Annotated in this window: 12 protein-coding genes; 5 read left to right on the plus strand and 7 right to left on the minus strand. The window is 67.9% G+C overall.

The genetic code is table 11. The annotated features are described in order from the left end of the window. Positions 1-31 precede the first annotated feature (31 nt). The 5 genes from TVH25_RS03535 to TVH25_RS03555 all read left to right on the plus strand — a co-directional run bounded on the left by TVH25_RS03535 (position 32) and on the right by TVH25_RS03555 (position 6,409). Entirely contained in the window at positions 32-1,087 is a 1,056-nt protein-coding gene (locus tag TVH25_RS03535) for a lipocalin-like domain-containing protein (protein ID WP_422423369.1), read from the plus strand. Beyond that, positions 1,084-2,421 carry a homogentisate 1,2-dioxygenase gene (hmgA, locus tag TVH25_RS03540; protein ID WP_367113024.1) on the plus strand — a complete coding sequence of 446 codons (1,338 nt, stop codon included), beginning with the start codon at positions 1,084-1,086 and terminating at the stop codon, positions 2,419-2,421. Before TVH25_RS03535 ends, hmgA begins: the two co-directional genes overlap by 4 nt. A gap of 9 nt (positions 2,422-2,430) precedes the next feature. Further along, positions 2,431-3,912 (plus strand): aldehyde dehydrogenase family protein, encoded by a 1,482-nt coding sequence (locus TVH25_RS03545; protein WP_422423370.1) that lies wholly within the window; start codon positions 2,431-2,433, stop codon positions 3,910-3,912. Positions 3,913-3,932: 20 nt separating this feature from the next. Beyond that, positions 3,933-5,183: a CaiB/BaiF CoA transferase family protein gene (locus TVH25_RS03550; protein ID WP_169652005.1), complete on the plus strand. Its 1,251-nt coding sequence runs from the start codon at positions 3,933-3,935 to the stop codon at positions 5,181-5,183. Between the two features lie 95 nt (positions 5,184-5,278). Further along, complete coding sequence (locus tag TVH25_RS03555; protein WP_169652004.1) at positions 5,279-6,409, plus strand: nitronate monooxygenase; 1,131 nt, start codon at positions 5,279-5,281, stop codon at positions 6,407-6,409. A 113-nt stretch (positions 6,410-6,522) separates the two neighbouring features. On the opposite strand, the gene TVH25_RS03560 is transcribed toward TVH25_RS03555, so the two are convergent. From TVH25_RS03560 to TVH25_RS03590, 7 genes are read right to left on the minus strand one after another with little or no spacing between them, the layout of a single operon-like run. Continuing rightward, a complete protein-coding gene (locus tag TVH25_RS03560; protein ID WP_296549120.1) occupies positions 6,523-7,734 on the minus strand; it encodes an MCE family protein in 1,212 nt (403 codons plus the stop codon). Next, positions 7,731-8,825: an MCE family protein gene (locus tag TVH25_RS03565; RefSeq protein WP_422423371.1), complete on the minus strand. Its 1,095-nt coding sequence runs from the start codon at positions 8,823-8,825 to the stop codon at positions 7,731-7,733. The genes TVH25_RS03560 and TVH25_RS03565 overlap by 4 nt, the downstream gene beginning before the upstream one ends. After that, positions 8,822-10,033 carry an MCE family protein gene (locus TVH25_RS03570; RefSeq protein ID WP_422423372.1) on the minus strand — a complete coding sequence of 404 codons (1,212 nt, stop codon included), beginning with the start codon at positions 10,031-10,033 and terminating at the stop codon, positions 8,822-8,824. Before TVH25_RS03570 ends, TVH25_RS03565 begins: the two co-directional genes overlap by 4 nt. Next, positions 10,030-11,049 carry an MCE family protein gene (locus TVH25_RS03575; RefSeq protein ID WP_422423374.1) on the minus strand — a complete coding sequence of 340 codons (1,020 nt, stop codon included), beginning with the start codon at positions 11,047-11,049 and terminating at the stop codon, positions 10,030-10,032. The genes TVH25_RS03570 and TVH25_RS03575 overlap by 4 nt, the downstream gene beginning before the upstream one ends. Beyond that, positions 11,046-12,062 carry an MCE family protein gene (locus tag TVH25_RS03580; RefSeq protein WP_422423375.1) on the minus strand — a complete coding sequence of 339 codons (1,017 nt, stop codon included), beginning with the start codon at positions 12,060-12,062 and terminating at the stop codon, positions 11,046-11,048. The genes TVH25_RS03575 and TVH25_RS03580 overlap by 4 nt, the downstream gene beginning before the upstream one ends. Next, positions 12,059-13,219, minus strand: a complete 1,161-nt coding sequence (locus TVH25_RS03585) for an MCE family protein (protein WP_422423376.1) — start codon at positions 13,217-13,219, stop codon at positions 12,059-12,061. The genes TVH25_RS03580 and TVH25_RS03585 overlap by 4 nt, the downstream gene beginning before the upstream one ends. A 20-nt stretch (positions 13,220-13,239) precedes the next feature. Beyond that, entirely contained in the window at positions 13,240-14,094 is an 855-nt protein-coding gene (locus tag TVH25_RS03590) for an MlaE family ABC transporter permease (RefSeq protein WP_378528473.1), read from the minus strand.

The following is a 14,094-nucleotide window of genomic DNA, read 5'->3' on the forward strand; positions in this document are numbered from 1 at the left end:
CCGCCGACACCCGAACTCTTGGAGACAACCCATGCCCGCTCTACAGATCGTCGAAGCCTGGAACGGACCGGGACGCCGTGACGGCGAGATCACCGTCGTCGGACCGAAAGACAATGCCGCTCATCCTTCCAGCGAGAAACACGCCTTCGAACACTGGTATTTCGACGCGCATCTCGACGACGGCCGGATCGTCGTCGCGATGGTGCAGACGCGGGAACTGGTGCACCGCAGACCCGGAGTGGAGATCCACATCTACTCGCCCGACGGGCAGCGCAGGGAGGAGATCCGGCAGTACCGTGACTCGGACCTCACGGTGTCGGAGGAACGCTGCGACGTGCGGGTCGCGCACAACACGGCACGTCTCGTCGGAGAGGACGAGGGCAAGCCGATCTACCGTGTCGCCGTCTCCGAGGGCGGCCTCGGATTCGATCTGACGTTCACCGCCCTGATTCCGCCGTGGATGCCGGGCAGGGGCCGGACGAGTTACAACGACCGCGAGTTCTTCGCCTGGGTCGTGGGCGCGCCTCGGGCCTCTGTCGTCGGCACCGTGACGGTCGACGGCGTCACCACCGAGGTCACCGGTCGCGGCTACCACGACCACAACTGGGGTGTCGGTGACATGAAGCGTGTCATCGACAAGTGGTACTGGGGCCGGCTGTACACCGACGACTTCTCCCTCGTGTACGCGATGGTGCACACCCAGAAGAAATACGGTGCCCACTGGTCGCAGCCGGTGATGATCGCCCGGGACGACCGGATCGTGCTCAGCAACGGCGAGGTCGAGATGACCGAGGGCCCCGCGGTCTTCGACCCGGTCGCCGACCGCACCTATCCGTCGTGGCTGCGGATCCGTGTTCCGGGCTCGCTCGATCTGACGCTCACCGTCCGCGACATCGTGCACGCCCACAATCTTCTCGAAGACGTACCGCTCGCCTCGAGCGCGCTGGTGAAGCCGATCGTCAATCGACTCATCGGCCGCCCGGGGTACTTCCGATTCCGGTCGGATTTCACGATGACGGTCACGGTCGATGGCGAGGAGTACGTCCGTACGGGGACCACACTGCACGAGATGGTCGCGCTCACGTGAGCGGAGGCAGCGACGGTCGCGTGGAGGTCGACGATCCGCCGGGTCTTTCCTATCTGCGGGGATTCGGCAACGAGCATCACAGCGAGGCCGTCGAGGGTGCGCTGCCGTGGGGGCAGAATTCCCCCCAGCGTGCGCCGTACGGTTTGTACGCGGAGCAGCACTCGGCGACCGCGTTCACCGAACCACGCGAACACAACCGCAGAACATGGACCTACCGGATCATGCCGTCTGCCGCGCACGGGCCGTTCGAGCGCGTGGACAGCCGTGGCTGGGTGTCGGCGCCGGTGTCCGGAGGCGTGCTCACCCCCAACCGGATTCGGTGGGATCCGCTGCCTCCACCGGCACCCGGGACGGATTTCGTGGACGGGATCATCACCTACGCCGTCAACGGCGACGTCCACGCCCGCACCGGCATAGCCGTACACCTCTATTCCATGTCGTCGTCGATGACCGACCGGTACTTCGTCGACTCCGACGGGGAACTGCTGTTCGTCCCCCAGGACGGGGAACTGCTGCTCTGCACCGAGTTCGGGCGCCTCGCGGTCGGTCCGGGCGAGATCGCGGTGATCGGCCGTGGCGTGCGCTTCCGCGTCGAGCTGCTGGGGGAACGGGCGTCGGGCTACGTCTGTGAGAATTACGGGTCTGCCTATGCGCTGCCCGAACTCGGCCCCATCGGGGCGAACGGTCTCGCACACGCACGCGACTTCCTCTATCCCACCGCCTGGTACGAGGACCGGAACGGACCTGTCGAACTGGTGAACAAGTTCGGTGGACAGCTCTGGGCGACCGAGCTGGATCATTCCCCACTCGACGTGGTCGCCTGGCACGGCACGCACGGTGCCTACAAGTACGACCTCGGCAGGTTCAACGCGATGACCACCGCGGGGTGGGACCATCCCGACCCGTCGATCTTCACCGTGCTCACCTCCCCGACGCCGATACCGGGCCAGGCGAACGTCGATTTCTGTGTCTTCCCCGACCGGTGGGTGGTTGCCGAGCGCACCTTCCGGCCACCGCATTTCCACCGCAACGTCATGACCGAGTTCATGGGACTCGTACGCGGGCGCCACGATTCGAAGGCCGAGGGGTTCGTACCCGGCGGTGCGTCCCTCCACAACCAGTGGGGCGCGCACGGTCCCGATGCGGAGACGTTCGACCTTGCCACCGCGGCCGACCTGGTACCGGTCAAGCTCGAGAACACCCTCTCGTTCATGTTCGAGACGCGATCGGCGCTCACCGTGACCGACGCCGCCTACCGCTGTGCGCACCGTCAGACGGACTACGACGCGTCGTGGTCCGGGCTCATCCGTCGCTTCACCCCGCCTTCTTCCTGAGGAGTCCCGATGACCGACCTCTCCACCCCCGTCCCCGCCCCCGTCACAATTCCCGACTCCGGCCTGCGTATCGGAGGGCGGACCGTCCCGGCGCAGTCCGGTGCACACTTCTCGTCGATCAATCCGGCGACCGAAGAAGTCGTCGCCGAAGTGGCAGCGGGCGGCGCCGCAGACATCGACGCCGCCGTCGACGCGGCCCGCGACACCTTCGAGTCCGGAGTGTGGTCGCGCATGCCCGGCGCCGAGCGTGGGCGAATCCTCACGCACGTGGCGGATCTCCTCGAACAGCACGCGCCCGAGTTGTCCGCGCTCGAGACAGCGGAGATGGGAAAGCTCTACGCCGACACCGTGGCCGGTGACATTCCCGCTGCCGCCGCGTCGTTCCGTCATTACGCCGGCTGGGCCGACAAGATTGCCGGCGAGGCGATGATCCTTCCGGATGTCGGCCCCCAGCACCGATTCGGATTCACGCTGCGGCAGCCTCTCGGCGTGGTCGGTGCGATCACACCGTGGAACAACCCGACCGTGGTTGCGGCGTGGAAGATCGCACCCGCGCTCGCAGCCGGATGCTCGGTGGTGGTCAAACCCGCGGAGGACGCATCGCTGGCGACGCTCAGGCTGGCCGACCTGCTCGCCGAAGCCGGTGTGCCCGACGGTGCGTTCAACGTCGTTCCCGGGCTCGGTCCCGAGGCCGGTGCTGCGCTCGCCGCGCACACCGGCATCGACAAGATCACCTTCACGGGGAGCCCCGCGGTCGGAAAGACCATCACCTCGCTTGCGGGCGAGAAGTTCCGGAAGGTCACCCTCGAGCTGGGTGGTAAGGCCCCGCAGTTGATCTTCCCGGACGCCGATCTCGACGCGTCGCTGCCGTGGATCGCGATGGGCAACTTCTACCACCAGGGCCAGGTGTGCGCGGCGGGTACGAGGGTGATCGTGCACGAGTCGATGGCCGACCAGGTGGTGGAAGGGCTCGTCGAGTTCGCCCGCAACGCGGTCGTCGGCGACCCCTTCGACCCGGCCAGCACCCAGGGCACGATCGTCAATCGCAAGCAACTCGATCGCATCCTCGGCTACATCGAGAAGGGGCGCAGTGAGGGCGCCCAGCTCGTCACCGGAGGATCCCGCATCGGCGACCGCGGTTTCTTCGTCGAACCCACCGTGTTCCGCGGCACGAACGACCTCACCATCGCGCAGGACGAGATCTTCGGCCCGGTTGCCACGGTCATCACGTTCAAGACCACCGACGAGGCGGTCCGGCTCGCGAACACCACCAAGTACGGCCTCAACGCCTTCATCTTCAGCCAGAACCTCTCCACGGTGCACAGCGTCATCCCGCAGTTGCGGGTCGGAACGGTGTGGGTCAACGGCTGGGGAGTGCCCGACCCGGCGCTACCCTGGGGCGGGCGCGACGCCAGCGGTATCGGCCGCGAACTGGGCCGCAGCGGCCTCGAAGCGTTCACCGAGGAGAAGACGGTTCACCTCGGTTACTGACCGAAGGAACAGGCAACACAGTGCAATCCGGTAACGCAGGTACGCAGGGTGATTCGGCGCAGACGACGGCAGGCACCGGTGCGCTCGCGGACATCAGGGTGCTCGAACTGGGCACCCTGATCGCGGGTCCGTTCGCCGGACGCCTGCTCGGCGACATGGGCGCAGACGTCATCAAGATCGAGGATCCCGCTCGTCCCGACCCGCTGCGTACATGGGGACAGGGCGAGCGGGACGGGCACCGATTCTTCTGGACGGTGCACGCCCGCAACAAGCGCTGCATCACTCTCGATCTGCGCGCTCCAGACGGTCAGGAACTGTTCCGGCGCCTGGTCGCCGAATCGGACGTCATCGTCGAGAACTTCCGGCCGGGCACCCTCGAGAAGTGGGGACTCGGGTACGACGTGCTGTCCGAGATCAATCCGGGCCTCGTCCTGGCCCGCGTGTCCGGGTACGGGCAGACCGGTCCCAAGGCCGGGCACGCGGGTTACGCGTCGGTCGCCGAGGCCGAGAGCGGTCTGCGGCACCTCAACGGCTATCCCGGGCAGGCCCCGCCGCGACTCGCGCTGTCCCTCGGCGACACCCTCGGTGGCATGTTCGCCGTCCAGGGGGTGCTCGCCGCGCTGCTCAGCCGTGAACGCACGGGACGTGGACAGATCGTGGACGTCGCATTGACGGAAGCGTGCTTCGCGGTCCAGGAATCCGTGGTGCCCGACTACGACGCCGCCGGCGTGGTACGGGGCCCGTCCGGCACCCGCCTCGAGGGGATCGCCCCGTCGAATCTCTACCGGACAGCCGACGACATGTGGATCGTCATCGCCGCCAACCAGGACACCGTCTTCCGGAGGCTGTGCGCTGCGATGGACTCCCCGGAACTCGCAGACGACCCGCGTTTCGCCGACCACCTTTCCCGCGGCACCAACCAGGACGAACTCGACGCACTGATCGGGCGATGGGCGGCGACCTGGACGCTCGACGACCTGCTCGCACACCTGTCTGCGGCGGGCGTCGTCGCCGGTCCGGTCAACACGGTCGCGGAAGTGGTGCGCGATCCGCAGTTCCAGGCCCGCGGAATGCTTGTGCCGCACCACGACGAGCGCACGGGCCGCGACGTGCTCGGGCCTGGTGTCGTGCCGGTCCTCGCCGGCACACCCGGATCGGTTCGCATGGCGGGCGCACCGATCGCCGGTTACGACAATGCCGCCGTCTACGGCGACATCCTCGGACTCGCCGAGGCCGAGCAGGACGCGCTCCGCGAGCGCGGGATCATCTGAGTTCGGGCGAGACGCCGCTGGGCATGTTCAATCCGCCGCGCGCACTCTAAAGTGGAACCTGTTCCAGTCTTCCACTGTCTCCCGAGGAGTGCCGAATGCACACGCCCCTTTGCGACGAACTCGGCATCGAGTTCCCCATCTTCGCCTTCACCCACTGCCGTGACGTTGTCGTCGCCGTGTCGAAGGCGGGCGGGTTCGGTGTCCTCGGCGCCGTCGGGTTCACCCCCGAGCAGCTCGAAGTGGAGCTGAACTGGATCGATGAGCACATCGGCGACCGTCCGTACGGCGTGGACATCGTGATTCCGAACAAGTACGAGGGTATGGACACCGACCTCTCGGCCGAAGAACTCACCAAGATGCTGCAGTCGATGGTGCCGCAGGAAACCCTCGATTTCGGGCGCAAGATTCTCACCGACCACGGTGTGCCGCTGCCCGAAGGAGACGATAACGCGTTGCAGCTTCTCGGCTGGACGGAGGCAACGGCCACCCCGCAGGTCGACGTTGCGCTCCAGCATCCGAAGGTCACGCTCATCGCCAACGCACTCGGGACGCCTCCGGCGGACATGATCGCGCACATCCACGAATCCGGGCGCAAGGTCGCCGCCCTGTGCGGATCCCCCTATCAGGCGCGCAAGCACGCCGACGCCGGAGTCGACATCATCATCGCCCAGGGCGGAGAAGGTGGCGGACACTGCGGCGAAGTCGGCTCGATCGTGTTGTGGCCACAGGTGGTCAAAGAGGTTGCGCCGGTACCTGTCCTGGCAGCGGGCGGTATCGGCAGCGGCCAGCAGATCGCGGCCGCCCTGGCGCTGGGCACGCAGGGCACCTGGTCCGGTTCCCAGTGGCTGATGGTCGAAGAGGCCGAGAACACCGCCGTGCAGCAGGCGGCCTACGTCAACGCCACCAGTCGCGACACCGTGCGCAGCCGCTCGTTCACGGGCAAGCCCTGCCGGATGCTCCGCAACGACTGGACCGAGGCGTGGGAGCAGGACGACACCCCGGAGCCCTTGGGAATGCCTCTGCAGTACATGGTCTCGGGCATGGCCGTCGCTGCGACGCACAAGTACCCGGACGATTCCGTCGACGTCGCGTTCAACCCCGTCGGGCAGGTCGTCGGCCAGTTCTCGAAGGTCGAGAAGACCTCCGCGGTCATCGAGCGGTGGGTGCAGGAGTACCTTGACGCGACCGGCACGCTCGAGCGGCTGAACGAGGCCGCGAGCGCCTGACCGGGACGATCACGTGGCCGCTGCGCTCCGGCGCGGCGGCCACCGTTCGTTCGCCGGCTGCCCGCGGTCGTGTTCTGCCCGCGCTCTTGCGCAGTGCCGCTCCCGGCTCCTGCTCAGCCCGTCGGCGTCAGCAGATCTTCCAGCCCGGTGGCCGGGTATCCACCGTCGCGACACAATTGCACGGTCGGTGCCCGTCGTCCCGGGTACTCGATGCACGGCATGTTCCGTGCCCCGCGCACCGCGACCGGCGAATCGGCCGGCAACGTGCAGTACAGATCCGGCGGGGTTTCCGGAACGTCGAGTTCGGTGGGCGACCGGCGTTGCTCCGGTGGCAGGAACCCGCTGATACACGGCGGCGGATCGTTGTACGAATTGACGAAATACGTGTTCTGCGCCGGGTTGTCGACGTTGGGCAGGCCGGCGGACTGTGTCGACGCCATGATCGAGGGGAAGAGCACGAGTATCTGCTCGAGCGACGGTTGATACACCGCCGCGACCTGCTCGACCGTGATGAGGTTCGCCAGGAGCAGGGGCAGGGTGGGTTCGGCGTCCTCGAACAATGCCTGCACCTGCGCGGCGGCAGGCGCGCCGACCCCGAGCAGGGTGCGGATATCCGTGTCGGAGTCACGGAGTTGCCCGGTCGTGCCGGCGAGTGACGACGCCCATCGGGTGATGGCGTCCGAGGATGCCACCTGTGTCTCGAGCAGCGGCCCGACCTGATCCAGCAGGGTCGCCGTGCTGTCGATGCTCGCGGCTGCCTCACCGCTCACTGCCGCCGCAGACTCGATGAGCGTCCGCAACGCGTCGTCCGAATCGGCGACAGCGGAGTGGGTTTCGTCGAGCAGCACGGACAGACGGTCGGTCCCGACCGACTGCAAGGTGCTGTCGAGTTGGTCCAGTGCCCGCCCGATGGGCTCGGGCACCGACACACGGTCGGACCCGACGACGTCACCGTCGCCCAGGTACGGCGCGCCGGCGCCGGCAGGCAGGAACTCGACGTACTGCTCGCCGATGGCCGACATGCTCCGGACCTGCACCGCGGCGTCCGCGGGGACGGGGACGCCCGAATCGAGGGACAGCACGGCTTCCGCACCGCCGATCGTCATCGTCACAGCGGTCACGCGCCCGATCTCGACTCCGCGGTAGGTCACGTTGGCCGACGGGTACAGACCCGCTCCGTCGGTGAGTTCCAGCCGGACGTCGTAGCGGCCGATGCCGACCAGGCGAGGCACCTCCACGACCCAGAGGGCGACGACGAGGACGGCAGCGAGTCCGATCGCGAAGAATGCGAGCAGCCGGGTTCGCAATGCTGCGGTAGGACTCATCGCGGGCCCTCCCCGGTCGGGGGAACGAGCAACGACACCAGGTCGGGGAGGGGAGCGGCAGCGCCGGTGAGCGCACCCTCGAACGGAGTGCCGAGCAGCAACGCGTTCTCGAGCGTGGGCAGGGTGAGATCGAGAATGACGGTGCCGTTCGCGTAGTCGCCCCGAACCGCGTTGCGATACGTGTCGATCGGGAACGGGAAGGTCAGCAGGTACCGCAGCGATTCGGTCAGTGAGTCGCCGGACGCGGCCAGTGACGACAGGATCGGCTCGAGATCTCGCAGATTCGCCACCACGTCGTCGCCCCGCGCCCCCCCCCCCCCCGGGGCGCCCCGCCCGAACTGCCCGAGGGAATCGGCGGCACGGGTCAGTTCCGCGCGCTGAGCCGCCAGCACCTCGAGCGCAGGTGCGAGTTGATCCGCGGCCGCGGCGATCCGGTCGTTGTGCACGGCAACCTCCGCGGCCAGTGCGTCGATGGACTCCATCGCGCTCACGATCCCGTTCCGCTGGGCATCGAGTCCGCTCAGTACGGCGTCGAGCCGGACGAGCACTGCACGCGTCGATTCTTGCCGTCCGTCCAGCGCGCGGTTGAGCTCGAGGGAGATCTCCTGAGCCTGGGCGAGCCCGCCGCCGCTGAGGACCAGGGAGAGCGACGAAAGCGTCTGCTCGGTGGTGGGAAAAGCACCCGACCGTTCCAGAGGGATGACGTCGCCGTCCACGAGACGGCCGCGTGCGGGTTCGCCCACCGGCGGTGACAGTTCGACGTGTGCGGAGCCGAGCAGGCTCGTCTGACCGATTGCGGCACTCGCGTTGGCGGGCAGCACGGTGGAGCCGTCCAGCATCACCGTCACCTCGGCATGCCCGTTGCTCAACCGAAGCCCCGACACGCGACCGACCGTCACGTCACCCACGCGTACGCGCGAATTACGTTCCAGTGTCGTCACATCCGGCATCTCGAGGGTGACCTCGAAGGCGTCGGCCCCGTGCCCGCGCGTGCCGGGCAGGTCGAGCGAGTTGAGCCCCTGCCAGTCGCATCCGGTCACCACGAGAACACACGCGAGGATGCCTGCCGCTACCGCCGGGCGCGTAGTCACGGCGACCCCGGCGAGAGGAGTTCGGTCAGGTCGGTGGGCGACGGGGCGCCCGGCACGAGATCCGGTTCGGTATAGACGAGTTGGTCGGGCAGCGCGCCCACACCCCGGGTGGGATTGATCCGGACCGGCGGATACTCCATCGCGAGCAGCGGCAGGATCGGGCCCAGGTACTGCACGCACAGTTCGGAACCGGTGTGGGCGTCCACCTGTTCCGCGGCGGCCAGTGCCGAGCAGATGAACTGGGCCGGGTTCGCAAAGTTGGTCAGTGCGAGCGCCGACACGACGGTGTTGTGCGCGGGCTGATAGATGTTCTGCAGGTTCGACAATGCGGTCGGCGCGACGTGCAGCACCTGGGCGATACCGTCACGCTGTGCCGCGAGCGTCTCGGCGAGCACAGCGGTGCGATCCACGGTCGTGTCGATCTCTTCCCGATTGGTGCGGACGAACCGTTCGACATCGACGAGCACGGTGTCGAGTCCGGCCAGCGCAGCGCCCATCTCGTCGCGGTTCGCGTCCAGAACATCGGTCACCGCAGCAAGCCGGTCGTGGAAGGACACGATCTGGTCGCCGCTCGCCGACAGCGCGTCGACGAATACCTGCAGGTTGCCCAGCGTGCCGAAGAGGTCGCTACGGCCGTCCGAGACGGTGCGCATCGCTGCCGATAGTTCCCGCAGAGAATCGCGAACCGCGGGGCCGTGCCCCTCGGCATTGTCGGCGGCGACGTCGAGCACCTCACCGAGCGGCCCCCGCGCATCGTCGTCGGTCGGACCGAGTTCGGTGGTGAGGCGTGCCAGTTGGGCGGTGATCTCGTCCCATTCGACGGGTACCGCTGTGCGGTCGAGCGTGATGCTCGAGCCGGGAGCGAGTTCGGGTCCGCCGGTGTAGGGCGGAGTGATCTGGAGGAAGCGGGCCGAGACCAGTGTCGGCGCCATGAGCGCGGCCTCTGCGGCGGCCGGGATGCGGTGGGCGGCGTCGACGGTGAATGTCACCCGCACCCGGTCGCCGCGCGGTTCGATCCCGGTGATCCGTCCGACCTCGACCCCCATGATGCGCACATCGTCGCCGACGTACAGGCCACGTGCAGTCGTGAACTCCGCCGAGTACTCGTCCGTCGCACGCCAGGGCGCGACGGTGAACGACACGACGGCGATCACCGCCAGGACGAGCAGGGGCACCACCCACGTCAGGAACCCTGTGCTCCGCTTCACGGAGTACCTCCCGGAACGGTGATACCGGCATCGTCGAGCGCCCGCGTGAGGGCCGGTTCGATGATCTGCATCGGCAGCAGATTCTGGATGTAGGAGTTGAAGAACGGGCCCGACGCGACCGCCTCGCCGAGTTCGGTCGCGTACGGACCGAGCCTGTCGATGGCGAGCGCGATGTTGTCGCGGTTGCGTTCGAGGACGGCAAGAACCGCGTTGACCCTGGCCAGTGTGGGCGTCAGCTGGGCCTCGTTGTCTGCGACCAGGTTCGAGATCTCCACGGACAACGCGTCGACGTTGGCGAACAACGTGTCGAGTGCTGCGCGACGGCGGTCGAGTTCGCCGAGCACGAGGTCGGCGTCGACGATGAGCGAGTCGATAGCGTCGCTGCGCTCGGCGAGCACCGCGGTGACCTGCTCCGCGTGCGTGAGCAGTTCGCGCAACGAGGCGTCGCGGCTCGCCACCGTCTCGGACAGGCGCATCACCCCGTCCACGGCGGCACCGACGTCGTCGGGTGTCTCGCGCAGGGTGTCGGACAGCACGCGCATCGAGGTACGGAGCTGTTCGGCGTCGAGTTCGGCTGCGGTATCGGCGAGATCACCCAGGGCGTCCGTGAGCTGGTACGGGGCGGTGGTCCGGTCGAGGTCCATCGTGCTGCCCGGTTCGAGTCTCCCCGGACCTGCCGGACGTACGCGCAGGTGCCGTGCGCCCAGTGCGGTGGCGGTCGCGATGTCGACGGTCGTGTCGGTGCCGAGTGTGACCCGCTGGTCGACGGTGAATGTGACGGCGACGGCGTCGTGGTCGATGACGATGTCGAGCACACGGCCGGCGTCCTTGCCCGACACCTGCACGGCGTCCCCGGGGTTCAGACCGCCGGCGTCGACGAAACGCGCGCGATAGGTGGACCCGGAGTCGAACAGCGGCAGTGACCGGATGTTCAGGGCGCACAGCACGAGAACGATCAGCACGACCGTGCCGATCACACCCACGCGGGTGGGATTCATGTCGCGGAACTGTGTCATGCCGGAGCGCACCTGCCCGTCGTCTGACCGAACAGGGGCGAGGTGACGGTGTTGCCGGAAGGGTCGCTGACCTTGATGAGCATTCCGCACAGGTAGTAGTTGAAGAACCCGCCGTAGGCGCCGAGTCTGGTGAGCGCGGCGTACGCATCGGGCAGGCGTGTCGCCAGGCTGTCGATGGTGTCGCTGCGGGACTCCAGTTGTGCCGCCACGAGTTCGGTTTCGCGGAGCGTACCGGCAAGCGGGGAGCGCGTCCGGCCGAGCAGGTCCGCGACGGATTCGCTCGCCGCATCGAGACGGGTGACCGACTCGCCCAGCATCACCGAATCCTGCGCAAGTCCCGACAGCAGTTCCTGCGCGCGCACGAGTGCGGCGTCGAACGTGTCGCGGTGCGCAGCGAGAGTGGCCAGCACCGCGTTCAGGTTCGTGATCACCTGCCCGACCAGGAGATCCCGGTCGGCGATGGCCGACGTCAGGGACGCGGCATGGGCAAGCACCGACTCCACCGTTCCGCCCTGGCCCTGCAGTACGGAGATGAGATCTGCGGACAGCCGGTTGACCTGGTCCGGGTCGAGCGCGCGGAACAGCGGTGTGAAACTGCCGACGAGCACGTCCAGGTCCAGTGCCGGGCGGGTCCGTTCGGGACCGATCGTCTCGCCGGCACTCATCGGGACGAGTTCTCCCGGACCATCGGACAATTCGAGATAACGGTCGCCGACGAGGTTGAGGTAACGGACCGTCGCGACGGTCGCCCGGGTCGGCGTGTAGACGGAGTCGACCTCGAAGACGACGTCGATGCGGTTTCCGTCGGCGAACTCGACCTTCTCCACCCGTCCCACTTCCACGCCGGACACCCGGACGAACTGACCCGGCTCGAGTCCCGACACGTCCTCGAACACAGCGTGATACCGGGTGTAGTCGCCGAAGCGCACCTGACCGAAGACGACGAACAACCCGGCGAGGATCAGCGTCATGACGAGGGCGTAGATGCCGGCCGCGATCGCGGTACGCGTCATCCGACTCCTCCGCCCAGCAGTTCGAACAGGGAGTCCGGTACGAATACCGGTGTGGTGTTCCGTCTCTCGAACGGATCGGCCCCGGTGCGAGCGACCACGTAAGGCGCAGGTGTTTCGTCGAGGGTGACGATCGGCAGTGCGCCGCACCGCGGACCGCCCGTCGCGGCGACCACCGGAAGGTTGCGCGGATACTCGTACGGATCGACACCGAGCAGCAGCGTCGAATTGAGCATCATCGACGATCCGTTGCCGCCGGACGCCGGTTCGGCGAGTTGCCGGGCACGGTCGGCACCCTGGAAGAAGCACGGCAGAACAGGGGAGTACTCCTCGAGCAGCGACGCGGTGGGGCGCAGGAGATCGAGCACGTCGATGATCTGTTCGGTGTTCGGTTCCACGACGCGCCGCCCGGCGTCGCCCATCCCGATGGTGGCGAGCAGCAACCGGTCGAGATCGTCGACGCGCTCGACGATCGTTGCTCCGGTCACCGTCAGGTTGCCGAGCGACTCCGTCACCTCGTCGGTCACCGGCGTGTAGATGTCCGCGGTGGCTTCGGCAGCGGTGAGGTCGCGTCGAATCACCTCGATGCGCGGCTCGAGTCGCGAGAGCACGGCATCGGTGTCCGACAGAGCCGCGCCGAGTGTCTCGCCCCGGCCGCGCAGGGCGGACGCCAACGCGCCGAGGGTCCGGTTGAGCTTCGCGGGGTCGACGGCCTGCAGCACCCCGGACAGCGACTCGAACACGGTCTGCGTCTCCACCGTCACGCTCGAAGCCTGCAACACCGCGCCGTCGGACAACCCGGGAGTGCCGGTCGATCCGGTGCCGGTGAGGGAGACGTACTTGGCGCCGAACACTGTCGTCGCCAGGATCTCGGCCTCCGCGGTGGACGGGATGCGCGCCGCGTCGGCGGGGTCGAGGCGAATGACTACCTCGGCCCCGGCAGGAGTGTGCCGGACTTCGGTCACGGTGCCGACCTGCACACCGTGCGCCTTGACCATCGCGCCGCGCTCGAGCATCAGCCCCGCCCGGCCGGTATCCACCGTGACGGTCACCCCCGAAGCGAACGCTCCCCGGAAGGCGAGTCCGACCACGACCAGCACTACCGCGGCGACGACGACGAAGCCCGCTGTGGCCAGTCTGTGCAACCCGGTGCTCCGCATCCGTCCTGCCCGCACCGCTCTCACCCGGCCAGATGCAGCTGGCGGGCGCTGCCGTAGAGGACCAGCGAAATGAGCAGGGTGATCGTCACGACGGCGATGAGGGACATGCGCACTGCGCGGCCCGTTGCGACACCCACACCGGAAGGACCACCGCTCGCGGTGAATCCGTAGTAGCTGTGCACGGTCATGACGACGAGTGCCATCGCGACCGCCTGGAAGAACGACCACGCCACGTCGGCCGGGCGCAGGAACGTGGAGAAATAGTGGTCGTACACCCCCGGGGACTGACCGAGAACGACCACGGTGGCGATACGGCTCGACAGAAACGCGGCGAGCACGGACAGCGCGTAGAGCGGAATCACCGCGATCAGGCCGGCCAGGATGCGGGTACCCACCAGGTACGGCACCGAGCGGATGGCCATGACTTCGAGGGCGTCGATCTCTTCACTGATGCGCATCGCGCCGAGTTGTGCGGTGGTGCCCGCGCCGATGGTCGCGGCCAGGCCCACTCCGGCGGTCACGGGCGCGACGACCCGCACGTTGACGTAGGCGGACAGGAACCCGGTGAGCGCTTCGACCCCGATATTGCCCAGAGACGTGAACCCCTGCACCGCGACCGTCGCACCGGCGAACAGGGTGAGGAACCCCATGATCGCGACGCTCCCACCGATCATCGCGAGAATGCCGGTCCCGAGCCCGATCTCGGAGACCACGCGCAGTGTTTCGCGTGGATAGTGGCGGGCGGCCCGTCCGGTCGAGGCGAGTGCACCGATCGAGAAGACCACCTGACGGCCGACGGTGTCGACCGCGCGGTCGAGACCGTGACCGGTCCGGCGCGCAGCGTGCGCGACCCGCCCGCCGGTGGGCCGTGGCAC

This window comes from Rhodococcus sp. 7Tela_A2, assembly GCF_049311045.1.
Lineage (GTDB): Bacteria > Actinomycetota > Actinomycetes > Mycobacteriales > Mycobacteriaceae > Rhodococcus.